At 48.9% G+C, this 26,538-nt stretch carries 14 protein-coding genes, 9 tRNA genes and 6 rRNA genes; 2 read left to right on the top strand and 27 right to left on the bottom strand.

The features are described 5' to 3' along the window. The first annotated feature begins 249 nt into the window (after positions 1-249). Positions 250-2,391 (top strand): type IA DNA topoisomerase, encoded by a 2,142-nt coding sequence (locus SporoP33_RS09935; protein WP_081243549.1) that lies wholly within the window; start codon positions 250-252, stop codon positions 2,389-2,391. Positions 2,392-2,483: 92 nt separating this feature from the next. Here the strand turns inward: SporoP33_RS09935 and cls are convergent, their stop codons facing one another. The 6 genes from cls to SporoP33_RS09905 form a co-directional block, all read right to left on the bottom strand. Beyond that, a complete protein-coding gene (gene cls, locus SporoP33_RS09930) occupies positions 2,484-3,938 on the bottom strand; it encodes a cardiolipin synthase (RefSeq protein ID WP_081244826.1) in 1,455 nt (484 codons plus the stop codon). A 528-nt stretch (positions 3,939-4,466) separates the two neighbouring features. After that, positions 4,467-5,123, bottom strand: coding sequence for a hypothetical protein (locus tag SporoP33_RS09925; protein ID WP_081243548.1), 657 nt, complete (start codon positions 5,121-5,123; stop codon positions 4,467-4,469). A 157-nt stretch (positions 5,124-5,280) separates the two neighbouring features. Beyond that, a complete protein-coding gene (locus tag SporoP33_RS09920) occupies positions 5,281-5,682 on the bottom strand; it encodes a hypothetical protein (protein WP_081243547.1) in 402 nt (133 codons plus the stop codon). Between the two features lie 74 nt (positions 5,683-5,756). Continuing rightward, positions 5,757-7,136: a sensor histidine kinase gene (locus tag SporoP33_RS09915; protein ID WP_081243546.1), complete on the bottom strand. Its 1,380-nt coding sequence runs from the start codon at positions 7,134-7,136 to the stop codon at positions 5,757-5,759. Beyond that, positions 7,133-7,804, bottom strand: a complete 672-nt coding sequence (locus SporoP33_RS09910) for a response regulator transcription factor (protein ID WP_081243545.1) — start codon at positions 7,802-7,804, stop codon at positions 7,133-7,135. Before SporoP33_RS09910 ends, SporoP33_RS09915 begins: the two co-directional genes overlap by 4 nt. Next, positions 7,801-8,607 (bottom strand): YihY/virulence factor BrkB family protein, encoded by an 807-nt coding sequence (locus tag SporoP33_RS09905; protein ID WP_081243544.1) that lies wholly within the window; start codon positions 8,605-8,607, stop codon positions 7,801-7,803. The genes SporoP33_RS09910 and SporoP33_RS09905 overlap by 4 nt, the downstream gene beginning before the upstream one ends. 165 nt (positions 8,608-8,772) lie before the next feature. Here SporoP33_RS09905 and SporoP33_RS09900 point away from each other — a divergent pair, with 165 nt between their 5' ends. Further along, a complete protein-coding gene (locus tag SporoP33_RS09900) occupies positions 8,773-9,174 on the top strand; it encodes a hypothetical protein (RefSeq protein WP_155961331.1) in 402 nt (133 codons plus the stop codon). 58 nt (positions 9,175-9,232) lie between these two features. Here the strand turns inward: SporoP33_RS09900 and rrf (SporoP33_RS09895) are convergent. From rrf (SporoP33_RS09895) to SporoP33_RS09795, 21 genes are all read right to left on the bottom strand, one after another. Next, positions 9,233-9,348 (bottom strand): 5S ribosomal RNA (rrf, locus tag SporoP33_RS09895). A 73-nt stretch (positions 9,349-9,421) separates the two neighbouring features. After that, positions 9,422-12,350 (bottom strand): 23S ribosomal RNA (locus SporoP33_RS09890). A 260-nt stretch (positions 12,351-12,610) separates the two neighbouring features. Beyond that, positions 12,611-14,163: ribosomal RNA gene (locus SporoP33_RS09885) — 16S ribosomal RNA — on the bottom strand. 272 nt (positions 14,164-14,435) lie between these two features. Next, positions 14,436-14,511 (bottom strand) — tRNA-Ala (locus SporoP33_RS09880). A 6-nt stretch (positions 14,512-14,517) separates the two neighbouring features. Continuing rightward, positions 14,518-14,594 (bottom strand) — tRNA-Pro (locus SporoP33_RS09875). Between the two features lie 28 nt (positions 14,595-14,622). After that, a tRNA-Arg gene (locus tag SporoP33_RS09870) sits at positions 14,623-14,699 on the bottom strand. 12 nt (positions 14,700-14,711) lie between these two features. Then, positions 14,712-14,800, bottom strand: a tRNA-Leu gene (locus SporoP33_RS09865). A 10-nt stretch (positions 14,801-14,810) separates the two neighbouring features. After that, a tRNA-Gly gene (locus SporoP33_RS09860) sits at positions 14,811-14,882 on the bottom strand. A 7-nt stretch (positions 14,883-14,889) separates the two neighbouring features. Continuing rightward, positions 14,890-14,971, bottom strand: a tRNA-Leu gene (locus tag SporoP33_RS09855). 18 nt (positions 14,972-14,989) lie between these two features. After that, positions 14,990-15,065, bottom strand: a tRNA-Lys gene (locus tag SporoP33_RS09850). An 8-nt stretch (positions 15,066-15,073) separates the two neighbouring features. Beyond that, positions 15,074-15,149 (bottom strand) — tRNA-Thr (locus SporoP33_RS09845). A gap of 16 nt (positions 15,150-15,165) precedes the next feature. Then, a tRNA-Val gene (locus SporoP33_RS09840) sits at positions 15,166-15,241 on the bottom strand. A gap of 88 nt (positions 15,242-15,329) precedes the next feature. Further along, positions 15,330-15,445, bottom strand: a 5S ribosomal RNA gene (rrf, locus tag SporoP33_RS09835). Between the two features lie 146 nt (positions 15,446-15,591). Next, positions 15,592-18,520, bottom strand: a 23S ribosomal RNA gene (locus SporoP33_RS09830). Between the two features lie 260 nt (positions 18,521-18,780). Further along, positions 18,781-20,333, bottom strand: a 16S ribosomal RNA gene (locus tag SporoP33_RS09825). The 16S, 23S and 5S rRNA genes sit together here with 9 tRNA genes alongside, the layout of an rRNA operon. A gap of 513 nt (positions 20,334-20,846) precedes the next feature. Further along, positions 20,847-22,337 (bottom strand): lysine--tRNA ligase, encoded by a 1,491-nt coding sequence (gene lysS / locus SporoP33_RS09820; RefSeq protein WP_081243542.1) that lies wholly within the window; start codon positions 22,335-22,337, stop codon positions 20,847-20,849. A 159-nt stretch (positions 22,338-22,496) separates the two neighbouring features. Continuing rightward, positions 22,497-22,991, bottom strand: coding sequence for a 2-amino-4-hydroxy-6-hydroxymethyldihydropteridine diphosphokinase (folK, locus tag SporoP33_RS09815; protein ID WP_081244825.1), 495 nt, complete (start codon positions 22,989-22,991; stop codon positions 22,497-22,499). A gap of 17 nt (positions 22,992-23,008) precedes the next feature. Further along, on the bottom strand, positions 23,009-23,377 hold the full coding sequence (gene folB, locus SporoP33_RS09810; protein WP_081243541.1) for a dihydroneopterin aldolase: 369 nt from the start codon (positions 23,375-23,377) through the stop codon (positions 23,009-23,011). A 21-nt stretch (positions 23,378-23,398) separates the two neighbouring features. After that, positions 23,399-24,250: a dihydropteroate synthase gene (folP, locus tag SporoP33_RS09805; RefSeq protein ID WP_081243540.1), complete on the bottom strand. Its 852-nt coding sequence runs from the start codon at positions 24,248-24,250 to the stop codon at positions 23,399-23,401. Beyond that, positions 24,250-25,104, bottom strand: coding sequence for an aminodeoxychorismate lyase (gene pabC, locus SporoP33_RS09800; protein ID WP_081243539.1), 855 nt, complete (start codon positions 25,102-25,104; stop codon positions 24,250-24,252). Before pabC ends, folP begins: the two co-directional genes overlap by 1 nt. After that, positions 25,101-26,531: an anthranilate synthase component I family protein gene (locus tag SporoP33_RS09795; RefSeq protein WP_081243538.1), complete on the bottom strand. Its 1,431-nt coding sequence runs from the start codon at positions 26,529-26,531 to the stop codon at positions 25,101-25,103. The genes pabC and SporoP33_RS09795 overlap by 4 nt, the downstream gene beginning before the upstream one ends. Positions 26,532-26,538 lie beyond the last annotated feature (7 nt).

Here is a 26,538-nt window from a genome sequence, read left to right as displayed (position 1 = left end):
CAGTTTTAAAAACCTTCCTTACTTGTAGAGTGAAGCTGGTAAATGTATTTGAGGTTTTGGACATATAAGACTACTTTTTTATTTCGCCTTTCTTTCCACTATACTTAAAGGGATGGCTTTATGAAAGATAAATCAACACAAGCAATCCTAAGTTTTCATTAGATTACTTTTTTACAGCAACCTCCCCCAATATATGAGATAATGAACCTAACAGAACGAGCGTACTATAAATAAATTCGAGGTGCCCCCATGAAACCTGTAATCCTAGCCGAAAAACCAAGCCAGGCAAAAGCTTATGCCGATGCTTTCTCTTCGCGAAAACATGACGGCTATATGGAAATCAATCCGTGCCCGACGTTTCCGGAAGGGGCTTTTTTGACGTGGGGTGTCGGGCATCTCGTGGAGTTAAAAGAACCGCACACGTACAATCCGTCCTGGAAACGCTGGTCGCTTGGGAGCTTGCCTATATTACCCGAGCGTTACGAGTTCCAGGTGGCTCAAGGGAAATATAAACAATTTCAAGTCGTGAAGAAATTGATTCGCGGAACGAATACGGTTATTAATGCCTGCGACGTGGACCGGGAAGGGTCGAATATCTTCTACTCGATCTACTACATGACCGGTGCCCGCAATCAATTGATTCAGCGGCTGTGGATTAACTCGCTGGAAGCAGATGAAGTGCGTAAAGGGTTTGAAAATTTACGTGACAATAAGAAAGATCTGCAACTATACGAGGAAGCGAAAGCCCGTCAAATTAGCGACTGGCTGGTCGGCATGAACGGTTCAAGGCTATATACCCTTCTGCTGAAAGCAAAAGGAATTGAAGAAGTGTTTCCAATCGGCCGCGTGCAGTCGCCGACGGTCTATTTAATTTACCAGCGGCAGCGTGAAATCGAAACATTTGTATCGGAACCATTTTTTGAAGCAGAAGCCATTTTTACGGCAGCAAACGGAACGTATAAAGGGAAAGCAAAACTGAAGGAGCCAAAGCGTGAGTTGATTGCGGATGCGCTGAACAGCCGCAATATCACCAAACGAACGCCCGGTGTCATTACAGAGCTGACCAATACGGATAAACGCACGCCGCCGCCACAGCTTCACTCACTTTCCACCTTGCAGGCGACTGCTAACCGGCGCTGGAAGGCGAGTCCTGCGACGGTATTGAAAACGATGCAGACACTGTACGAGAAGAAGCTCGTGTCCTATCCCCGAACAGATACGCGGCACATTACACCAAGTGAATTTAACTACTTGGCGGCAGCTGTAGAAGACTACCAACAAGTAATCGGGCATCCGTTTGAAGTCGCTGTCCGAACACCGAAGAAGCGCTACGTCGACAGTTCAAAAGTACAAGAACACTATGCCATCATTCCGACGAAAAAACTGCCCACCCCCGCAGCACTGGCAAAACTGGCCCCACTCGAACGTAATCTGTACGAAGAAGTCGTGCGGACGACGCTCGCCATGTTCCATCGGGATTACTTGTACACTGAAACAAAGGTTACGACAGATGTGAATGGGCTGTCATTCTTTACAACTGGTAAAACAGAACGCGACAAAGGCTGGAAGGAACTTTTCAGTGCGCCGAAAAAGACCAAAGAAAACGAAGAGCCAGCCTTGCCGCCACTTGAGAAAAGCGAAACAGTACAAAGTGATATCGGCATTAAAGAAGGCGCGACTCAGCCGCCAAAACCGTACACAGAGGGCCAGCTGATCGCGATGATGAAAACATGCGGAAAGTTAGTGGAAGACCAAAGCGAGACCGACATTCTGAAGGAAATCGAAGGACTCGGAACCGAAGCAACGCGAAGCAGCATTATCGAAACCATTAAAAGGCACGGCTATATTTCGGTAACCAAAAATATTGTATCTATCACTGACAAAGGGCGCGTGCTCTGTCAGACTATCGAAGGCAGTCTGCTAGCCAGCCCTTCCATGACTGCAAAATGGGAAACGTATCTGAAGAAAATCGGAAACGGCGAAGGTACAGGCCAGCATTTTCTTGGCAGCGTATCAAAATTCATTCAGAAACTGATTGAAGATGTTCCGTCCCAACTGGAGAAGCAGACCATCGACATCGTGCTCCCGCCTCGCCCTTCTTCGCGCAAAGGCGGAGGCTATACACGGACAGAAGTCGCTCCTTGTCCGCGGTGCGGCAAAGGCATGATTATCGAACATCAAAAATTTTACGGCTGCAGCAATTATAAAAACGGCTGCAAACAGACTTTCCCGGGTCTGTTCCTGAAAAAAAAGCTCACAGTGCCGCAAGTTAAACTTCTGTGCACGAAAGGCAAAACAAACACGATCAAAGGCTTTACCTCGGCTGACGGGAAAAAGTTCGACGCATCACTGGAATTGAAAGACGGAAAACTGAACTTGGTGTTTATATAACCTATATTGAATTGTATAAAAAGAAGACAACTCCCCGCGGACTTGTCTTCTTTTTAATGTGTATCATTCTTCATTGAACATGCATACTGGCTTTATAAAATCGGCGACAACAACCGGGAAATGCCTTGCTTGAATTTAATCAGCAGTGATCGTTCCATGTACATCTCCCTCGTCAGCTCTGAACTCAATGCCGTATCTTTACGGAATAAATCCGCCAGCTGTTCAGCGACCTTCTCATCATATACGATCGCATTCACTTCAAAGTTCAAACGGAAACTTCGCGAGTCAATATTCATCGTCCCGACAGAGGCCACTTCCTCATCCACAACAATCGTTTTCGCATGCAGAAACCCATTCTCATACAACAATACGGTGGCGCTATAATTCAGTAACTCACCGACATAGGACCAAGTAGCCCAGTAGACAAACGGGTGGTCAGGCTTACAGGGAATCATAATCTGCACATCCACACCCGACAGCAGTGCAATTTTACACGCATCCATAAAGCTCGTATCCGGAATAAAATATGGTGTTTGAATATAGACGCTTTTCTTTGCGGATAAAAGCAGCTTGATATACATATTCTTCAGGTGCTCCGTTTCCGAATTTGGACCGCTCGAGACAATTTGCACAGGACTCGTACCGTGTAGTATTTCTTCCTGGAATACATACTCCTTCCAGTCACCGGGGTCCTTTTTCCCTGCCTGATGCCAGTCCAAAATGAATTTCCCTTGAATATGATTGACCGCTCCGCCTGTAATTCTGAAATGTGTATCACGCCAATAGCCAAACTTCTTATCGAGTCCAAGATATTCATCACCGACATTAAACCCGCCAATATACGCCGTCTTTCCGTCTATGATACATAGCTTTCGGTGGTTTCGATTATTAATCCGGAAATTGATCAGACGGAACATAGATGGAAAGAATACCTCAACTCTTCCGCCCGCTGCACGTAAATCGTCATAGAATGCCGGCGGTGTTTTCTTCGATCCCACTTCATCGTATAAGAGTCTGACCCTGACTCCCTCTTCCGCCTTTAGAATCAGCAGATCGCGCAGCTTTGTCCCAAGCGAATCTGACTGAATAATATAGTACTGAATATTGACCTCTTTTGTTGCTGCGCTGATATCAGCAAATAATGCCGCAAATTTTTTATGGCCGTCATCAAAAATTTCAATGTCATTATCCTTGGAAAGCAGGGCATGTGACGACTTCAGATTCATATGGATTAATTCAGTATGATCCTTTAATAACTGATTGCTTTCAAGTAAAGCCAAGTTTTCAGGCAACAGCTGCAGATCCACTTCTGTTTTCTCAGCTTTCCTTTCAGCAGCAGACAGATTATAAAAGTTTTTCTGTTTCATACTGCGGCCGAAGAACAGGTAAATGAAGAAACCGACAATCGGCAGAAACACCAGGACTAAAATCCATGCCCACGTATTGCCTACATCTTTTCTTTCTATAAATAAAACCCAAGCCAATAGCAGCGCGTTGAGAATCGTGATGACAGATACGAGCAGCGTAAGGACATTGCCAAGCTCCATGCCCATGATCATCCCTTCGAGTTCCAGCATTCTACCCGCTCCCATTCATTGAAAGTAGACTCTAATATAGCACAGAGCAAAGGTTTTCGCTGTTATTTTCTTAAGACTCGACAGATGAATATAGCTAATCCCTCTCATCGCAAAATGTATAAACCAATACTGTCCGCTTCGCAGTATCTGTTTCTGCATGAAACGGATAGAAGCCAGCATACCCAAAGACCGAAAATTTTTTCTCCATGAAGTTTGGCATGCAACGTTTCCCATACATCTGCAGCAGATGCTTAGGCAATAATCCTATCGTGATAATTTCCCGGGAAATGTTCCTTTACTCTCCCGCTTATTTTATCTTTTCTGTTCTTTAGTTTTTTTATATTGCGCCATAATATTTATGCCCCTCATTTCCCAGGCTGCCTAAAGATGCTTCGTGAATGCGCAATGGCTGTTCCTTGTACATAGCGTTTTCATATGTCGCTTAAAATGTCTGGCACATACTAAATGTCTTCTATTGACTAGATGCCATACCAGATACTACGTCGTCTCCTGCTTTCCGCTGAAAAACTCTTCTTTCAGGCGCTTTCCATAGGCAAGTCCGCTTTCTCCGCGCTGTCTAGGAAACTCCTGCATGACAATCGGCAGTACTTTCTGCCACAGCACATCCATCACATATACATCCCGGTCAAACTGGTAATCAAGTTCATTGAGTGATAGTTGCAGTGTTTTTGCATATTTTCGTTTTTCCGCATCCCAAATCGTCGATACATTCTCTTTAATATAATTATCTATTTCATCTTCCGTAATCGTAATACCGTATGCTTCTTCCGCGACTTCCAGGGCTTCTTGATAATGGTCTGTCTGTTTTTCCGCAATCCCTTTTAGAAATGGCGAAGAGTGCTCTTGTTCTGTCAGGTTATTTTTTACGCGGATACGGAATTCCGTCTTACTCGATGAAAAGGGTTGTTCTGATTGTTTGGCATAGGTTCCTTCTTGTATCGATGCAAGTTCATCTTTAATTTCAGGCATGTCCTTCAGTACTTTTTCAACAGATTGATTCATCTGAGCATAATCAATCCCTATCGTTTCGATTTTCCGCTGTTCAGAACTTGCTGTCTGTTTGATCAACAATGTTCCGGCAATCAAAACGGTAAAGCAAATCATAGTAAGGTGAAACCGATTTCGAATGGTCATAGTCATAGCTCCTTCATCTGTTAAGTCATTCCAGTATGCCATGGAACAGGCGCGTTATTTGTTGAATTCACTGAGTATAATAAATAATTTTCCTTTACTATTCGACAAGAAAAAACCCAAGAACACGGAATGAATCCGATTCTTGGGCCGCTGACTATTAACGCGCAGATGGTGATTTCTCAATCATAAATGTCACAATTACAAATAAAGCAAAACTGACCAGCAACACAGTACCGCCGACAATATAGAATATGAGCGCAAAGACTTCATTGACATTAAACGGCTTCATAAACTGCAGCCACATTCCTGCGGTCAGTCCAATGGAACCAATAATTCCTGTCCAGCCTTGAAGCGTCAGCAGCTTTCTTGCACGGACACGGTAGATCTTGTAGAACACGCCCCAAGAGAACACTGACAGCCAGCCAACCAATAAAATATGGGCGTGAATCGGGCGGAATGCGTAAGAACCTGCCCCCGCCATATGAGAACCAAGCACCGTCCCTATTAAACCAAAAATTGCCGCAATACGAATTAATCGTACACTCCATTTATCTTGCATTATATATTTCCTCCCGTCATCTTTCTACTGCATTCATCATAACATGCCAAGATGAACGAAAGATGAACTGACGGTTACAAGTTCGGCAAATACACAGTGAACATCGTACCGCTGCCAAGTGTACTGTCGACTTCGATACGTCCATCATGCAGACGGACAACTTGTTCCACTATTGATAACCCAAGTCCAGTGCCTTCCACCTCGCGCGTACGTGAATGATCAGCACGGTAGAAGCGGTCAAATATCCGAACCTTCGTTTCCTTTGACATACCGATTCCTGTATCTTCAATTGAGAAGCAAATTCCATTCACTTGCTCGGTCAGCTTGATATCAATCGTGCCTCCGTCCGGCGTATATTTCAGTGCATTCGATAATAAGTTTTCCCAAACCTTTTCAAGGAATTCAGGATCACCCTTATACCTGACTTCGTCGATCTCCAGCATGACGGACATTTCTTTTTCCTGCAGCAGCCATTGCGATTTCCGCACAGTCTCTTTCACTTGCTGATCCACGCGGAAGACTTTCTTCTGCAGCGGGGAAATAAGCTGGTCAAGTGATGTCAGCAGAAGCAACTGTTTGGTCAAGGTCGAGAGCCGTTCTGTTTCTGACCAAATGATTTCTGCATAACGTTTGCGTTCATTGGCAGGCAGCTCTTCGTCAGACAGCAAGTCTGCATAGCCTTTAATATTCAATAAAGGCGACTGGAAGTCATGAGATACATCACTGATGAATGCTTTCCGAATCTGATCATTTTCACTCAGACGATCCATCATCTGCTGAAAGCTTTTCGCCAACTGTCCAATCTCATCGCGGCGGTCAATTGACAGCGTACCTGTGAATTTTTCTTCGCCCACTTTTTTTGTTGCCTTCGTTAGTGCCACTATCGGCAGAATCAGCTTTCGCGCAACGATCAGCATCGCAAGAATACTGATGATTGCCATGACAATGACCATACCGCCGAGCAGGTAATGTATTTCCGTAAAGAGCATCTTAATATCAGGACGCAGAAAAAGTGCATAGGTCTGCCCTGCATAAGTAAACGGCACACCTACTGTATTGGCAGATTCATTTGAAAAATAACCCGTCACAAATGTTTCAGCTTTCAGATCACGCATACCGTGGTACACTTCTCCGCTGTATACTCTCCGGATCGCCGCTTCTTCGAGGTTATTGTCGCGGAACGCCTCGCCGTAAACTGTGGAAGTCCCTTCAGGCATTACGACAAGAAGCTTATATCCCGTACTTGCCAGCATAGTAAAATAAGCCGTCAAATCGAGCCCGTCATTCTCTTCAATGAACGATGCGATCTGCTCCGCTACCTTCACATTCTTTACATCATTCTGGTCCTTCAAATACCTGTGATAATACGTATTAACCGAAAGAAAAGCCACAACCGCACTCGACAGCATAATTCCTACGGTTAAAATAAGAAACTTTCCGTAGAGCGACTTCATTCCGCAGCCTCAAGCTTATAGCCGACACCGCGCACAGTGACAATTTTCACCTGATCAGTCAGCTTATCAAGCTTATCCCGCAAACGTTTGATATGCACACTCAGCGTCTGCTCATCTCCTTCGTAGTCAAAGCCCCACACACGCTCAACTAGCACCTCGCGCGTGAATACCTGACCATGCCGGGATGCGAGCACTGATAGAAGCTCAAACTCCTTCAATGGCAGCAGCAATGACTTTTTGCCAACCACCACTTCATAGCTTTGCCGGTTGATTAATAAAGGCCCAACTTGTATAAGCCGGTCAACCGCCCTGTCATAACGTCGTAAAATTGCATGGATACGGAATAACAACTCTTTCGGTTCAAATGGTTTTACTAAATAATCATCAGATCCGGCCAAAAAGCCCCGCTCCTTATCCTCCATCTCTCCTTTTGCCGTCAGCAGCAGCACTGGAATCTCCGTCTCATCGCGAAGTCTCTTCGTCAGTGTATAACCGTCCATTCCAGGCATCATTACATCAACCACTGCCAAGTCCGGCCATTCCTGCTCCGCAAGCTCTAATGCCTCCAGTCCATTCATTGCCTTCACCACGGTATATCCCGCCTGCCGTAAATGTATACTGACGAGCTCTAGAATATGTATATCATCATCCACCACTAAAATTTTCATCTGGACCGCACCCTCCTTTTCCATTCCGCATTTAATAATCCGGAAAATATAATAATCACTGCAGTTAAATAAAACCATAACACAAGCATAATAATTCCCGCTAACTGTCCGTACAATCTGGAGTAATCAACCCGCGATACATAATCTCCGAACAACAGCGATACGAGCTGCCAGCCAAACGCTGAAAGCAATGCACCCGGCAATGCCTGTTTCCACTTCATTTTACCAGTGGGAACGAGCTGATAAAATATTAGAAAAAAGATAAACAGGAAGAACGTCCCCAAGCCCCATTTAATATTCGGCCAAACGTATAACCAGCCTTCCCACGCTTCCAGCACATCATAATACGCAATAACTGTACGCAGTAACCTTTCAATCAGCGGCAGGAACAGCGACAGCGGCACAACAAGCATAAACAGAACTGTCACTCCGAGAGTGCGTATGAGACTGACCCATACCGGCTGCCTGTGAATTTTCTGATTCGCTAAATCCAATGAACGTGCAAATGATTGGACGGCAACAGACGATGTCCATAACGCGGCCAGAACACTCAGCACGAGCAATTTGCCGTGACTCTTGTAGAGCATGGACTGAACACTTTGCTCAAGCAGTGTAAAAGATTCATCCGGCACAAAGGGGCGCAGCAACGCCAGTATACTCGCCTCTTCCACCGGCAGAAATTGCACAATTGACAATACCACCAGTAAAAACGGGAGCACCGATAGCAACAGATAATAAGCGTTCTGCGCTGCCTGATCAAAAAAGCGTTCCTTAAAGAAGCGCTTGATTATCCTTATGACCATAAAATCATCCCCCCTCAACCATCGTACGTTTCTTACTATTAATATACCCCAATCACACACACTCTATTAGATTAATTATATTATTGCATATATTTTATGGATATTTTGGCTGGAGAGATGTCTTGACGGGATAGTTCGGGGCATAGGAAGGGGTATTGAGGGGGTGTGAAGGGTGTGTATGAGCGCTTGGACGGAGAGATAGAGCGGATGCCGCGTGAGTATGAGCGCTTGGCAAGGGGCTTAGAGCGGATGCCGAGCGAGTATGAGCGTTTGGACGGAGGCATAGAGCGGATGAACCGGAGTTATGAGCGCTTGGCCGAAGACATAGAGCGTATACCGCCCGAGTATGAGCGCTTGGGTGGAGGCATAGAGAGGATGCCGCACAAGTATGAGCGCTTAGCCCGAAACATAGAGCGGATGAACTGGAGTTATGAGCGCTTGGCTGAAGACATAGAGCGGATACCGACCAAGTACGAGCACTTAGCCGAAGGCATAGAGAGGATGCCGCATAAGTATGAGCGCTTGAGCAGTTACTATGATCAAATATCCAATAGAAAGAGCGGATAACAGAAAAAATCTCTCAAAAACACAAAAAAGCCACTCCCCAAAGGGAATGGCTTCGCTTGCCTAGCAACGTCCTACTCTCACAGGGGGAAACCCCCAACTACCATCGGCGCTGAAGAGCTTAACTTCCGTGTTCGGTATGGGAACGGGTGTGACCTCTTCGCCATCGTTACTAGACTTCTTGAGTAAAGCTTGTTCACTCAAAACTGAATAAAAGACATTGGGTATTTCAAGTAATTTCTTTTTATAATAGGTTAAGTCCTCGATCGATTAGTATCTGTCAGCTCCATACGTCGCCGTACTTCCACCCCAGACCTATCCACCTCATCATCTTTGAGGGATCTTACTTACTTGCGTAATGGGAAATCTCATCTTGAAGGGGGCTTCATGCTTAGATGCTTTCAGCATTTATCCCGTCCATACATAGCTACCCAGCGATGCCTTTGGCAAGACAACTGGTACACCAGCGGTATGTCCATCCCGGTCCTCTCGTACTAAGGACAGCTCTCCTCAAATTTCCTGCGCCCGCGACGGATAGGGACCGAACTGTCTCACGACGTTCTGAACCCAGCTCGCGTGCCGCTTTAATGGGCGAACAGCCCAACCCTTGGGACCGACTACAGCCCCAGGATGCGACGAGCCGACATCGAGGTGCCAAACCTCCCCGTCGATGTGGACTCTTGGGGGAGATAAGCCTGTTATCCCCGGGGTAGCTTTTATCCGTTGAGCGATGGCCCTTCCATGCGGAACCACCGGATCACTAAGTCCGTCTTTCGACCCTGCTCGACTTGTAGGTCTCGCAGTCAAGCTCCCTTATGCCTTTGCACTCTGCGAATGATGTCCAACCATTCTGAGGGAACCTTTGAGCGCCTCCGTTACTCTTTAGGAGGCGACCGCCCCAGTCAAACTGCCCACCTGACACTGTCTCCTGCCCGGATCACGGGCAAGGGTTAGAAGTCCAATACAGCCAGGGTAGTATCCCACCAATGCCTCCTCCGAAGCTGGCGCTCCGGAATCCAAGGCTCCTACCTATCCTGTACAGGCTGCACCGGAATTCAATATCAGGCTACAGTAAAGCTCCACGGGGTCTTTCCGTCCTGTCGCGGGTAATGCGCATCTTCACGCATATTATAATTTCACCGAGTCTCTCGTTGAGACAGTGCCCAGATCGTTACGCCTTTCGTGCGGGTCGGAACTTACCCGACAAGGAATTTCGCTACCTTAGGACCGTTATAGTTACGGCCGCCGTTTACTGGGGCTTCAATTCAGAGCTTCGCTTGCGCTAACCCCTCCTCTTAACCTTCCAGCACCGGGCAGGCGTCAGCCCCTATACGTCATCTTGCGATTTTGCAGAGACCTGTGTTTTTGCTAAACAGTCGCCTGGGCCTATTCACTGCGGCTCTCTCGGGCTATTCACCCTACCAGAGCACCCCTTCTCCCGAAGTTACGGGGTCATTTTGCCGAGTTCCTTAACGAGAGTTCTCTCGATCACCTTAGGATTCTCTCCTCGCCTACCTGTGTCGGTTTGCGGTACAGGCACCTCCCGCCTCGCTAGAGGCTTTTCTTGGCAGTGTGAAATCAGGGACTCCGGAGATAAATCTCCTTGCCATCACAGCCTAGTGTTATATGAGAACGGGATTTGCCTCGTTCTCCACCTCACTGCTTAGACACACAACCAACTGTGTGCTCACCCTATCCTACTGCGTCCCCCCATTACTCAAACGGCGGGGAGGTGGTACAGGAATATCAACCTGTTGTCCATCGTCTACGCCTATCGGCCTCAACTTAGGTCCTGACTAACCCTGAGCGGACGAGCCTTCCTCAGGAAACCTTGGGCATTCGGTGGAAGGGATTCTCACCCTTCTTTCGCTACTCATACCGGCATTCTCACTTCCAAGCGCTCCACCAGTCCTTCCGGTCCAGCTTCAACGCCCTTGGAACGCTCTCCTACCATTGACCATACGGTCAATCCACAGCTTCGGTGATCTGTTTAGCCCCGGTACATTTTCGGCGCAGCGCCACTCGACCAGTGAGCTATTACGCACTCTTTAAATGATGGCTGCTTCTAAGCCAACATCCTGGTTGTCTGGGCAACGCCACATCCTTTTCCACTTAACAGATACTTGGGGACCTTAGCTGGTGGTCTGGGCTGTTTCCCTCTCGACAATGGATCTTATCACCCACTGTCTGACTCCCAAACATAAATCATCGGCATTCGGAGTTTGTCTGAATTCGGTAACCCGGGATGGGCCCCTCGTCCAAACAGTGCTCTACCTCCGAGATTCTTTCGTTTGAGGCTAGCCCTAAAGCTATTTCGGAGAGAACCAGCTATCTCCAGGTTCGATTGGAATTTCACCGCTACCCACACCTCATCCCCGCATTTTTCAACATACGTGGGTTCGGGCCTCCAGTCAGTGTTACCTGACCTTCACCCTGGACATGGGTAGATCACCTGGTTTCGGGTCTACGACCCCATACTCATTCGCCCTATTCAGACTCGCTTTCGCTGCGGCTCCGCTTTCTCAGCTTAACCTTGCATGGAATCGTAACTCGCCGGTTCATTCTACAAAAGGCACGCCATCACCCATTAACGGGCTCTGACAATTTGTAAGCGCACGGTTTCAGGTTCTATTTCACTCCCCTTCCGGGGTGCTTTTCACCTTTCCCTCACGGTACTGGTTCACTATCGGTCACTAGGGAGTATTTAGCCTTGGGAGATGGTCCTCCCGGATTCCGACGGAATTTCACGTGTTCCGCCGTACTCAGGATCCACTCTGGAGGGAATGCACTTTCGACTACGGGGCTTTTACCCGCTGCGGCGGACCTTTCCAGGTCGCTTCGTCTAATGCATTCCTTTGTAACTCCGTATAGAGTGTCCTACAACCCCAAGAAGCAAGCTTCTTGGTTTGGGCTCTTCCCGTTTCGCTCGCCGCTACTAAGGGAATCGATGTTTCTTTCTCTTCCTCCGGGTACTTAGATGTTTCAGTTCTCCGGGTGTGCCACGAGTATGCTATGTATTCACATACACGTACTGTCCCATTACGGACAGTGGGTTTCCCCATTCGGAAATCTTCGGATCAAAGCTTACTTACAGCTCCCCGAAGCATATCGGTGTTAGTGCCGTCCTTCATCGGCTCCTAGTGCCAAGGCATCCGCCGTGCGCCCTTTCTAACTTAACCTATAAAAGGTCCAACGTCATCCTAGCGATAGGAATCAGAAGGTTAAAAAGATTGCTTGAACTGCATATGACTATGCAATTCGGTTGATTACTTGATTACTTTCAATGTCGTTTTATCCAGTTTTCAATGAACAAGAAAAAAGCTTTGAACACTCAAAAAATGAGCCTTCAAAACTGAACGCAAAACGTTAACGTGATGAATCGGAGATTCATCTTCCGAATGTTTCTGTCATATTTCAGACAAGAGAACATAATCCTTAGAAAGGAGGTGATCCAGCCGCACCTTCCGATACGGCTACCTTGTTACGACTTCACCCCAATCATCTGTCCCACCTTCGGCGGCTGGCTCCCGTAAGGGTTACCCCACCGACTTCGGGTGTTACAAACTCTCGTGGTGTGACGGGCGGTGTGTACAAGACCCGGGAACGTATTCACCGTGGCATGCTGATCCACGATTACTAGCGATTCCGGCTTCATGCAGGCGAGTTGCAGCCTGCAATCCGAACTGGGAACGATTTTGTGGGATTGGCTCCCCCTCGCGGGTTTGCAGCCCTCTGTATCGTCCATTGTAGCACGTGTGTAGCCCAGGTCATAAGGGGCATGATGATTTGACGTCATCCCCACCTTCCTCCGGTTTGTCACCGGCAGTCACCTTAGAGTGCCCAACTGAATGATGGCAACTAAGATTAAGGGTTGCGCTCGTTGCGGGACTTAACCCAACATCTCACGACACGAGCTGACGACAACCATGCACCACCTGTCACCACTGTCCCCGAAGGGAAAGGCATGTCTCCATGCCGGTCAGTGGGATGTCAAGACCTGGTAAGGTTCTTCGCGTTGCTTCGAATTAAACCACATGCTCCACCGCTTGTGCGGGTCCCCGTCAATTCCTTTGAGTTTCAGCCTTGCGGCCGTACTCCCCAGGCGGAGTGCTTAATGCGTTAGCTGCAGCACTAAGGGGCGGAAACCCCCTAACACTTAGCACTCATCGTTTACGGCGTGGACTACCAGGGTATCTAATCCTGTTTGCTCCCCACGCTTTCGCGCCTCAGCGTCAGTTACAGACCAGAAAGCCGCCTTCGCCACTGGTGTTCCTCCACATCTCTACGCATTTCACCGCTACACGTGGAATTCCGCTTTCCTCTTCTGTACTCAAGTCCTCCAGTTTCCAATGACCCTCCACGGTTGAGCCGTGGGCTTTCACATCAGACTTAAAGGACCGCCTGCGCGCGCTTTACGCCCAATAATTCCGGACAACGCTTGCCACCTACGTATTACCGCGGCTGCTGGCACGTAGTTAGCCGTGGCTTTCTGGTAAGGTACCGTCAAGGTACAGGCAGTTACTCCTGTACTTGTTCTTCCCTTACAACAGAGCTTTACGATCCGAAAACCTTCTTCACTCACGCGGCATTGCTCCATCAGACTTTCGTCCATTGTGGAAGATTCCCTACTGCTGCCTCCCGTAGGAGTCTGGGCCGTGTCTCAGTCCCAGTGTGGCCGATCACCCTCTCAGGTCGGCTACGCATCGTTGCCTTGGTAGGCCGTTACCCCACCAACTAGCTAATGCGCCGCGGGCCCATCCTTCAGTGACAGCGAAACGCCGTCTTTCAACATCTCTTCATGCGAAGAAATGGATTATTCGGTATTAGCCCCGGTTTCCCGGAGTTATCCCCATCTGAAGGGCAGGTTGCCCACGTGTTACTCACCCGTCCGCCGCTAACTGTTGGAAGCAAGCTTCCAACAGTTCGCTCGACTTGCATGTATTAGGCATGCCGCCAGCGTTCGTCCTGAGCCAGGATCAAACTCTCCATAAGACCGGCCGCCGATTCGCAGCGGATTGCGTCGTCAGTTTCACTCGCTCAGTCGGTCACGTACGTTAGTACGCTCCCTTCTTCGCTCGATCACTTCCTAGCACTCCACTACGACTCGACACCCGATAGAATGAAAATTCGATTAGCTCGAGTTTCATTTGCCGGCATCAATTAAGATACTCATTTTGTTTATGTCATCGCTAGATGCATAAACTGTATTTCGTTAACGTTTTGCTGTTCAGTTTTCAAGGTTCATGAAGTTCAAATATAATTAATGGTGGAGCCTAACGGGATCGAACCGTTGACCTCCTGCGTGCAAGGCAGGCGCTCTCCCAGCTGAGCTAAGGCCCCATTAAGTGGTCGGGAAGACAGGATTCGAACCTGCGACCCCTTGGTCCCAAACCAAGTGCTCTACCAAGCTGAGCTACTTCCCGACTGTATATAATGAGATTATTTAAATTATGGCGCGCCCGGCAGGAGTCGAACCCACAACCTTCTGATCCGTAGTCAGACGCTCTATCCAATTGAGCTACGGGCGCATATTATAAATTTGGTGCCGAGAACCGGAATCGAACCGGTACGGTAGTCACCTACCGCAGGATTTTAAGTCCTGTGCGTCTGCCAGTTCCGCCACCCCGGCAAGAGTGAAAAGCGGAAGACGGGATTCGAACCCGCGACCCCGACCTTGGCAAGGTCGTATTCTACCACTGAACTACTTCCGCGTAAAAGTGCGGGTGAAGGGAGTCGAACCCCCACGCCCGAAGGCACTAGATCCTAAGTCTAGCGTGTCTGCCAGTTCCACCACACCCGCAATATGATACTGTAAAAATGGTGAGCCGTACAGGATTCGAACCTGTGACCCTCTGATTAAAAGTCAGATGCTCTACCAACTGAGCTAACGGCTCGTACTAAGTGGTGCCGGCGAAAGGACTTGAACCCTCAACCTACTGATTACAAGTCAGTTGCTCTACCAGTTGAGCTACACCGGCAGGTGTAGAATATATATGGTGGAGGATGACGGGCTCGAACCGCCGACCCCCTGCTTGTAAGGCAGGTGCTCTCCCAGCTGAGCTAATCCTCCTGGGTATAATACTGCTTTTTTATTTTTCATTCCTCTTGATCACTTGATTATGTATGACATTCTCATTGAAGATCTTAAGAAAAGAATTGCCTGGCGACGTCTTACTCTCACAGGGGGAAACCCCCAACTACCATCAGCGCTGAAGAGCTTAACTTCCGTGTTCGGTATGGGAACGGGTGTGACCTCTTCGCCATCGCCACCAGACTGCGAGTCCTTTTTTCAGGACATTTACTATTATAACACTTATTAAAATTAATGCAAGCATTATTTTTAATATTTTTTTGAGTAAAGCTTGTTCACTCAAAACTGAATAAAAGACATTGGGTATTTCAAGTAATTTCTTTTTATAATAGGTTAAGTCCTCGATCGATTAGTATCTGTCAGCTGCATACGTCGCCGTACTTCCACCCCAGACCTATCCACCTCATCATCTTTGAGGGATCTTACTTACTTGCGTAATGGGAAATCTCATCTTGAAGGGGGCTTCATGCTTAGATGCTTTCAGCATTTATCCCGTCCATACATAGCTACCCAGCGATGCCTTTGGCAAGACAACTGGTACACCAGCGGTATGTCCATCCCGGTCCTCTCGTACTAAGGACAGCTCTCCTCAAATTTCCTGCGCCCGCGACGGATAGGGACCGAACTGTCTCACGACGTTCTGAACCCAGCTCGCGTGCCGCTTTAATGGGCGAACAGCCCAACCCTTGGGACCGACTACAGCCCCAGGATGCGACGAGCCGACATCGAGGTGCCAAACCTCCCCGTCGATGTGGACTCTTGGGGGAGATAAGCCTGTTATCCCCGGGGTAGCTTTTATCCGTTGAGCGATGGCCCTTCCATGCGGAACCACCGGATCACTAAGTCCGTCTTTCGACCCTGCTCGACTTGTAGGTCTCGCAGTCAAGCTCCCTTATGCCTTTGCACTCTGCGAATGATGTCCAACCATTCTGAGGGAACCTTTGAGCGCCTCCGTTACTCTTTAGGAGGCGACCGCCCCAGTCAAACTGCCCACCTGACACTGTCTCCTGCCCGGATCACGGGCAAGGGTTAGAAGTCCAATACAGCCAGGGTAGTATCCCACCAATGCCTCCTCCGAAGCTGGCGCTCCGGAATCCAAGGCTCCTACCTATCCTGTACAGGCTGCACCGGAATTCAATATCAGGCTACAGTAAAGCTCCACGGGGTCTTTCCGTCCTGTCGCGGGTAATGCGCATCTTCACGCATATTATAATTTCACCGAGTCTCTCGTTGAGACAGTGCCCAGATCGTTACGCCTTTCGTGCGGGTCGGAACTTACCCGACAAGGAATTTCGCTACCTTAGGACCGTTATAGTTACGGCCGCCGTTTACTGGGGCTTCAATTCAGAGCTTCGCTTGCGCTAACCCCTCCTCTTAACCTTCCAGCACCGGGCAGGCGTCAGCCCCTATACGTCATCTTACGATTTTGCAGAGACCTGTGTTTTTGCTAAACAGTCGCCTGGGCCTATTCACTGCGGCTCTCTCGGGCTATTCACCCTACCAGAGCACCCCTTCTCCCGAAGTTACGGGGTCATTTTGCCGAGTTCCTTAACGAGAGTTCTCTCGATCACCTTAGGATTCTCTCCTCGCCTACCTGTGTCGGTTTGCGGTACAGGCACCTCCCGCCTCGCTAGAGGCTTTTCTTGGCAGTGTGAAATCAGGGACTCCGGAGATAAATCTCCTTGCCATCACAGCCTAGTGTTATATGAGAACGGGATTTGCCTCGTTCTCCACCTCACTGCTTAGACACACAACCAACTGTGTGCTCACCCTATCCTACTGCGTCCCCCCATTACTCAAACGGCGGGGAGGTGGTACAGGAATATCAACCTGTTGTCCATCGTCTACGCCTATCGGCCTCGACTTAGGTCCTGACTAACCCTGAGCGGACGAGCCTTCCTCAGGAAACCTTAGGCATTCGGTGGAAGGGATTCTCACCCTTCTTTCGCTACTCATACCGGCATTCTCACTTCCAAGCGCTCCACCAGTCCTTCCGGTCCAGCTTCAACGCCCTTGGAACGCTCTCCTACCATTGACCATACGGTCAATCCACAGCTTCGGTGATCTGTTTAGCCCCGGTACATTTTCGGCGCAGCGCCACTCGACCAGTGAGCTATTACGCACTCTTTAAATGATGGCTGCTTCTAAGCCAACATCCTGGTTGTCTGGGCAACGCCACATCCTTTTCCACTTAACAGATACTTGGGGACCTTAGCTGGTGGTCTGGGCTGTTTCCCTCTCGACAATGGATCTTATCACCCACTGTCTGACTCCCAAACATAAATCATCGGCATTCGGAGTTTGTCTGAATTCGGTAACCCGGGATGGGCCCCTCGTCCAAACAGTGCTCTACCTCCGAGATTCTTTCGTTTGAGGCTAGCCCTAAAGCTATTTCGGAGAGAACCAGCTATCTCCAGGTTCGATTGGAATTTCACCGCTACCCACACCTCATCCCCGCATTTTTCAACATACGTGGGTTCGGGCCTCCAGTCAGTGTTACCTGACCTTCACCCTGGACATGGGTAGATCACCTGGTTTCGGGTCTACGACCCCATACTCATTCGCCCTATTCAGACTCGCTTTCGCTGCGGCTCCGCTTTCTCAGCTTAACCTTGCATGGAATCGTAACTCGCCGGTTCATTCTACAAAAGGCACGCCATCACCCATTAACGGGCTCTGACAATTTGTAAGCGCACGGTTTCAGGTTCTATTTCACTCCCCTTCCGGGGTGCTTTTCACCTTTCCCTCACGGTACTGGTTCACTATCGGTCACTAGGGAGTATTTAGCCTTGGGAGATGGTCCTCCCGGATTCCGACGGAATTTCACGTGTTCCGCCGTACTCAGGATCCACTCTGGAGGGAATGCACTTTCGACTACGGGGCTTTTACCCGCTGCGGCGGACCTTTCCAGGTCGCTTCGTCTAATGCATTCCTTTGTAACTCCGTATAGAGTGTCCTACAACCCCAAGAAGCAAGCTTCTTGGTTTGGGCTCTTCCCGTTTCGCTCGCCGCTACTAAGGGAATCGATGTTTCTTTCTCTTCCTCCGGGTACTTAGATGTTTCAGTTCTCCGGGTGTGCCACGAGTATGCTATGTATTCACATACACGTACTGTCCCATTACGGACAGTGGGTTTCCCCATTCGGAAATCTTCGGATCAAAGCTTACTTACAGCTCCCCGAAGCATATCGGTGTTAGTGCCGTCCTTCATCGGCTCCTAGTGCCAAGGCATCCGCCGTGCGCCCTTTCTAACTTAACCTATAAAAGGTCCAACGTCATCCTAGCGATAGGAATCAGAAGGTTAAAAAGATTGCTTGAACTGCATATGACTATGCAATTCGGTTGATTACTTGATTACTTTCAATGTCGTTTTATCCAGTTTTCAATGAACAAGAAAAAAGCTTTGAACACTCAAAAAATGAGCCTTCAAAACTGAACGCAAAACGTTAACGTGATGAATCGGAGATTCATCTTCCGAATGTTTCCGTCATATTTCAGACAAGAGAACATAATCCTTAGAAAGGAGGTGATCCAGCCGCACCTTCCGATACGGCTACCTTGTTACGACTTCACCCCAATCATCTGTCCCACCTTCGGCGGCTGGCTCCCGTAAGGGTTACCCCACCGACTTCGGGTGTTACAAACTCTCGTGGTGTGACGGGCGGTGTGTACAAGACCCGGGAACGTATTCACCGTGGCATGCTGATCCACGATTACTAGCGATTCCGGCTTCATGCAGGCGAGTTGCAGCCTGCAATCCGAACTGGGAACGATTTTGTGGGATTGGCTCCCCCTCGCGGGTTTGCAGCCCTCTGTATCGTCCATTGTAGCACGTGTGTAGCCCAGGTCATAAGGGGCATGATGATTTGACGTCATCCCCACCTTCCTCCGGTTTGTCACCGGCAGTCACCTTAGAGTGCCCAACTGAATGATGGCAACTAAGATTAAGGGTTGCGCTCGTTGCGGGACTTAACCCAACATCTCACGACACGAGCTGACGACAACCATGCACCACCTGTCACCACTGTCCCCGAAGGGAAAGGCATGTCTCCATGCCGGTCAGTGGGATGTCAAGACCTGGTAAGGTTCTTCGCGTTGCTTCGAATTAAACCACATGCTCCACCGCTTGTGCGGGTCCCCGTCAATTCCTTTGAGTTTCAGCCTTGCGGCCGTACTCCCCAGGCGGAGTGCTTAATGCGTTAGCTGCAGCACTAAGGGGCGGAAACCCCCTAACACTTAGCACTCATCGTTTACGGCGTGGACTACCAGGGTATCTAATCCTGTTTGCTCCCCACGCTTTCGCGCCTCAGCGTCAGTTACAGACCAGAAAGCCGCCTTCGCCACTGGTGTTCCTCCACATCTCTACGCATTTCACCGCTACACGTGGAATTCCGCTTTCCTCTTCTGTACTCAAGTCCTCCAGTTTCCAATGACCCTCCACGGTTGAGCCGTGGGCTTTCACATCAGACTTAAAGGACCGCCTGCGCGCGCTTTACGCCCAATAATTCCGGACAACGCTTGCCACCTACGTATTACCGCGGCTGCTGGCACGTAGTTAGCCGTGGCTTTCTGGTAAGGTACCGTCAAGGTACAGGCAGTTACTCCTGTACTTGTTCTTCCCTTACAACAGAGCTTTACGATCCGAAAACCTTCTTCACTCACGCGGCATTGCTCCATCAGACTTTCGTCCATTGTGGAAGATTCCCTACTGCTGCCTCCCGTAGGAGTCTGGGCCGTGTCTCAGTCCCAGTGTGGCCGATCACCCTCTCAGGTCGGCTACGCATCGTTGCCTTGGTAGGCCGTTACCCCACCAACTAGCTAATGCGCCGCGGGCCCATCCTTCAGTGACAGCGAAACGCCGTCTTTCAACATCTCTTCATGCGAAGAAATGGATTATTCGGTATTAGCCCCGGTTTCCCGGAGTTATCCCCATCTGAAGGGCAGGTTGCCCACGTGTTACTCACCCGTCCGCCGCTAACTGTTGGAAGCAAGCTTCCAACAGTTCGCTCGACTTGCATGTATTAGGCATGCCGCCAGCGTTCGTCCTGAGCCAGGATCAAACTCTCCATAAGACCGGTCGCCGATTCGCAGCGGATTGCGTCGTCAGTTTCACTCGCTCAGTCGGTCACGTACGTTAGTACGCTCCCTTCTTCGCTCGATCACTTCCTAGCACTCCACTACGACTCGACACCCGATAGAATGAAAATTCGATTAGCTCGAGTTTCATTTGCTGGCATCAATTAAGATACTCATGTTGTTTATGTCATCGCTAGATGCATAAACTGTATTTCGTTAACGTTTTGCTGTTCAGTTTTCAAGGTTCATCTCGTTGGTCTCTCGTAAGAGGCAACTTTTTAATAATAACACTTCGTTGTTTAGTTGTCAACTCTTTTAGTTAAAAACTTTTTCGCTTTGTTTTTTCGCTAAGTCGCTAACTCCAAAAGCAACGTTTATAAATATACCACCTGTTTTATAAAAGTGCAACTGTTTTCTTCAATTCTTTTTGTTTTTCTTTTTCCTTCTATAAGAACCTTCATCGCCGCGCATAAAAAAACAGCTTCGACACGGGTGTCGAAGCTGTAATATCAGTCTCTTGGGCGCATTTGCGGGAATAACAGCACGTCACGGATGGACTGGGAATTCGTCAACAGCATAACCAGACGGTCAATGCCTATGCCGAGTCCGCCAGTTGGCGGCAGTCCATATTCGAGCGCTTCGATGAAGTCCTCATCCATTTCATGCGCCTCATCATTGCCCTGTTCTTTCTCAACCAGCTGCGCTTCAAAGCGTTCGCGCTGATCGATAGGGTCATTCAGCTCAGTAAAGGCATTTGCATGCTCACGGCGTACGATGAACAATTCAAAACGATCTGTGTAACGCGGATCTTCCGGATTCTTCTTCGCAAGCGGCGATACTTCTACCGGATGTCCATAGATGAAAGTAGGCTGTACAAGTTGTTCTTCTACTTTCTGCTCGAAGAATTCATTGAGTACATGACCCGCCTCCATAGAAGGAGTTACTTGTACGTTATGTTCTTTAGCCAGTTCATGGGCCTGCTCTTTCGTCAGCTGCTGCCAGAAGTCCACTCCTGTATACTCCTTAACTGCGTCTGCCATATGCAGCCGTTTCCAGCGCGGTGCCAATTCGATCTGATCGTCACCGTACTGGATCGTAGTGGTGCCCAGTACTTCTTGCGCAATATGTGCCACGAGGTTTTCTGTCAGTTCCATAATATCATTATAGTCCGCATACGCTTCATATAATTCGATCATCGTGAATTCCGGGTTGTGACGGGTAGACATTCCTTCATTACGGAAGACGCGTCCGATCTCATAGACTTTCTCCAATCCGCCGACAATCAGGCGCTTCAGATGAAGTTCAATGGCAATCCGCATATACAGTGTCATATCGAGCGTATTGTGGTGTGTCACGAACGGACGGGCCGCTGCTCCTCCTGCAATGGAGTGAAGCATAGGGGTTTCCACTTCAAGGAAGCCTTGGTCATCCAGGTAATGGCGCATCGATTGAATGATACGGCTGCGCATGATAAATGTTTCCTTACTGCCTTCTGTTGAAATCAAATCCAGATAACGCTGACGGTAGCGCTGTTCTACGTCTTGCAGGCCGTGAAACTTCTCCGGCAATGGACGCAATGACTTTGTCAGGAACGTGAACTTCGTTGCTTTAATAGAAAGCTCGCCAACTTTTGTCTTGAAAATAATGCCTTGCACACCGACGATGTCTCCAAGATCTGCTAACGTAAATAGCTTGTATGCATCTTCACCGATGGCATCCTGACGCACATAAATCTGGATTTGACCGCCAAGATCCTGAATGTGTGCAAATCCAGCTTTCCCTTTTCCGCGTTTCGTCATAATGCGGCCGGCAATTGTTACTTCATGCTCGGTTTCTTCCAGCTCTTCTTTTGACTGCTCTTCATAGGAAGCACGGATCTCATTTGTCAGATGGGTGCGTTCAAAACGCTGACCGAATGGATCCAGTCCGCCTTCACGTATATCGTTCATCTTCTGGCGTCTCACCAAAAGCTGATCATTCATTTCATCCAAATAGGACATTCCCTTTCACTCCTTCATACTTTGACCGCCCCTCTTCCCGGGATCAGCCGTCTGCAACTATTGTACACAAATTCCAGGCCTAACAAAAGGACAAACAGTTATCAGATGCCATTCCATAGAAAAACTGCCCTGCTTACGGACAGTTTGCCAGTTCACTGTTCAATTCTGCTGTAAGAAATCCCCGATACTTTCAACCTTTTTCCAAAGGCTGACCCCGTCTTGCTGCATTGCAGGCTCTTCGCGGTAAAGCATCCCCGTTATAGGATTCCTTACTTCCGGTTCGATTTCGACGAGAGGCACGAGTACAAACGCGCGCTCAGACATGCGCAAGTGAGGAACTATGAGATCCTCCAATTGGATATGGTCAGTATTGTAAAGCAGAATATCCAAATCCGCCGTCCGGGGGCCCCAGCGGATTTTCCGCATTCTGCCGAGCTTGTTTTCAATGGATTGGCACGCACCCAACAATTCCTTTGCTTCCAACGAAGTCTCAAGCTTCACTGCGACATTTAAAAACTTCGCCTGTTCTGTTAATCCGACCGGTTCGGTTTCATAGACGGAAGAGACGCGCATCACATGAATGGACGGATGGGATTGCAGCAACCGCACTGCCTGCTGCAAATGTTCCAGGCGATTGCCTATATTGGACCCCATCGACAGGTAAGCGGTATTCACGAATAACGCCCCCTCGTGATTTCCACGGCGACAGATGAATAATGTCCGCGAATTGGCGGATCCGGCTTCACCAGTACGACCCGCACGCCATGTACTTTCTCCGCGAAGTCCGTCATGATTGTCCCCGCCACTGTTTCCGCTACTGTCTCAATTAAATGAACTGCGTCTCCCTCAACGATGTTCTTGCACATCTCGTACACTTCCGCATAATTCATCGTTTTCGATAAATCATCCGTCTGCCCCGCTTCAGCAAGATCCGTTGCCAGAGATACTGTCAGCCGGAAACGCTGGCCCAATGTATTCTCTTCAGGCAGTGCGCCGTGGTAACCGTAAAACTCCATATCATTCAAATGAATATAATCCATGAAATCCCTCCATTTTAGCGCTTACCCAGTGTATGCCGCTTTTTTCGTCAATACGTCCATCATTTTAACCATCCGTGCGATTTCCTTCACGTCGTGCACACGCATAATATGTCCGCCGTGCTCAATACCGTAACAGACAGTCGCGCCCGTTCCTTCTACTCGTTCATTTACAGGCAAATCAAGCACTTTACCGATCATGCCTTTACGGGACGTTCCGAGTAATACCGGATACCCAAGGTCTGCAATGAGAGACAACCCCTGCATCGCCTGGATGTTCTGCTCCAGATCTTTCGCAAAGCCGATGCCCGGATCCAGCCAGATCATCTCTTCGCTGACTCCCGCTGTTTTTGCAATCTCAATACTTTCCTGCAAATCCGCCAGAACTGCCTCCATGAACGGCTGCTGATAGTCAGTGTTATCGCGGTTATGCATGAGGATAATCGGCACACCATAGCGCGCCGCCACTTCTGCTATCGCAGGCTCCCGCTTCGCTCCCCACACATCATTGATAATACTGGCTCCCGCTTTAACTGCTGCTTCCGCCACTGCCGCTTTAGACGTATCGATTGATAGTACACAGCCCAGTTCTTTCGTCAGCAACTCGATGACCGGCACCACACGGGCCAGCTCCTCTTCCGCCGAAACAGGCGTATAGCCCGGACGGGTGGACTCCCCGCCGATATCAATGATTTTTGCCCCGTCCGCGAGCATTTGCCGCGCGTGTTCAAGAGCCGGATTTTGCCCGCCGTATCTTCCGCCGTCGGAAAATGAATCAGGTGTGACATTCAATATCCCCATTATAACGGTTTCTTCTGTAAAGTTAATCGTCGTCTTACCTAATTGATAAGATGCACGTGCTTTTGCTAGTCTCATTACTGGTCACTCTCTTTCATTCGGTTGACGGCCTGTTGGTATCCCGCATGAAGCTGACGGTACACCGATCCCTCTTTGCCTGAAAATATCTTTTCCCCTACCTGTCGAATCGGAACGAGTTCCTGAACCGCGTTGGTGATGAATAGTTCTTCAGCCGATTCCAGCTCATTCGGCATATACAAACCTTCAGTAACAGTCAGTCCGAGTTCCGCGGCCGTCTCAATGACAAACGCACGTGTCGTGCCCGGTAAAATCCCTGTTTCCAAGGAAGGCGTATACAGTTGCCCTTCTGCCGCCCAAAAGATATTCGATGTAATTCCTTCCGCCACATAGCCTTCAGAAGTAACGAAAAACCCTTCCGTTTCTTTCAATGAAGCCAGCTCAAGACGCCCTTTGACATTATTCGCATACTGGTGGGACTTGTGACGAACAGCACTTTCCGGCTCATTACGCACCGTTTTAAGCCAGACGCCGTCTTTTTCTGTATGAACCGGCGGCAAATGAAGCGGTTTTTGGAAAATCAGCACAGTCGGCTGTTCATACTGTGCGGGTGCCAGTCCGATATCATGAACCCCCGCTGATACGTTCAGCCGGTAATAACCGTCTTCACCGCCATTGTCTTGGTATAGAGAATAAACGGCCGCCAGAATTTCCTCATCAGTGTATGGCATCTCAATACGGTAATCAGCCAATGCCGAACGCAGCCGAATCATATGCGACTCATAGAGAAAAACTTTCCCTTCATACGTGCGGAATGTTTCAAAAAATCCTAGTCCATAGAGAAATCCGTGGTCAAAAGGGGAGATGCGGAGCGAATCCGCCTCTTGCTGCACCCCGTTCATCCAGCAAATCAATGGCACTGCCTCTTTTCTTCACGAACCGCCCGCTCAGCCATTTCTTTCGCCTGCCACAACGCCTTCGCTTTATTAAGTGACTCTTCATACTCGGCAGCAGGATCTGAATCAGGCACTAATCCGGCACCCGCCTGAATATGTACGATACCGTCCTGAATAAATGCTGTACGGATTGTAATGTTCAGCTCCATATCGCCGTTAAAGCCGATCCAGCCTATCGAACCGGTATACAGGCCTCTTCTCGCAGGCTCCAGCTCCTCAATTATTTCCATCGTCCGCAATTTCGGATCCCCCGTAATTGAGCCGCCCGGGAATACACCATGCACAATGGATGTGAGGTTTTCTAAAGCCGCCGTACCCCGAACGTTTGAAACCAGATGCATGACGTGGGAGTACTTCTCGACCACCATAAATTCATCGATTTCCACAGTGCCGGGCTGACAAATCCGCTCCAGGTCCGCACACTCGAGGTCGACAAGCATCTTGTGTTCTCCCTTTTCTTTCGTGTTCGACAAAAGCTCTTCCTGCAGCGCAAGATCTTCCGCTTCCGTTACACCGCGCTTCCGTGTACCGCCGATTGGACGGGTACTCAATTCCGGTCCGCGCTTCTTTAGAAGTAATTCAGGCGATCCCGAGACCACTTCAAAATCCGGTGCCGCCATATACGCCATATAAGGAGAAGGATTGAATGAGCGCAATGCTTCATACATCGATAAAGAAGATGCGTGAAGCGGCTTCGACTGGCGCACAGACAGATTCACTTGCACGACATCGCCTTGCGCTATAAATTGCTGCACATCGTGCACCATCTGCTCAAACTGATCGCCCGTCACTGAAACTCGCAAATCTTCTTCTGTTATTTCTACATCTGCTGCCTGTCCCGGAGAAAATTGACGGTGTGCCATCCCTTCCTTCGCAGCAGCCTTCCATTCATCCGCCATTCCGTCCAGCGCAAATTGTTTTTCGGGAAGTGCCATGTAATAGACCGTTTCTTTCTGTACATCCAGAACTGCCCATTGATCAAACAGATAAAAGAACACGTCTGGTGTCACAAGGTCTTCGTCCGCAAGAACCGGCAACTCCTCATAGCGCCGCACGTAATCATAACTGATCATGCCGATCGGACCGCCCTGATACGCGGGCAGATCTTTTTGATGTTCCAGCTCATAATTCGACATAAAGTGATTCAGCAGGTCAAGCGGATCTTCTCCCGTCAGCAGCTCTTCAGTTCCGTCACGCCACTCCACATGCAAGCCCTCTTCTGTTGCTTGTAATGTCACGAGCGGATCAAGGCCTGCCACACACATCTCGCCCCCGCGTCCGCTTTCCAGTAAAATATGCCTTTTGGTCTTTGTTGCAAGCTGATGATAAGCATAATAGAATTCATCTTTCGTCAGTGAAGCTGTCTGATAGGCTACTTTATTCATGCTGGTT

It is taken from the genome of Sporosarcina sp. P33 (assembly GCF_002077155.1).
Lineage (GTDB): Bacteria > Bacillota > Bacilli > Bacillales_A > Planococcaceae > Sporosarcina.
This window is presented reverse-complemented; position numbering and strand designations above follow the sequence as displayed.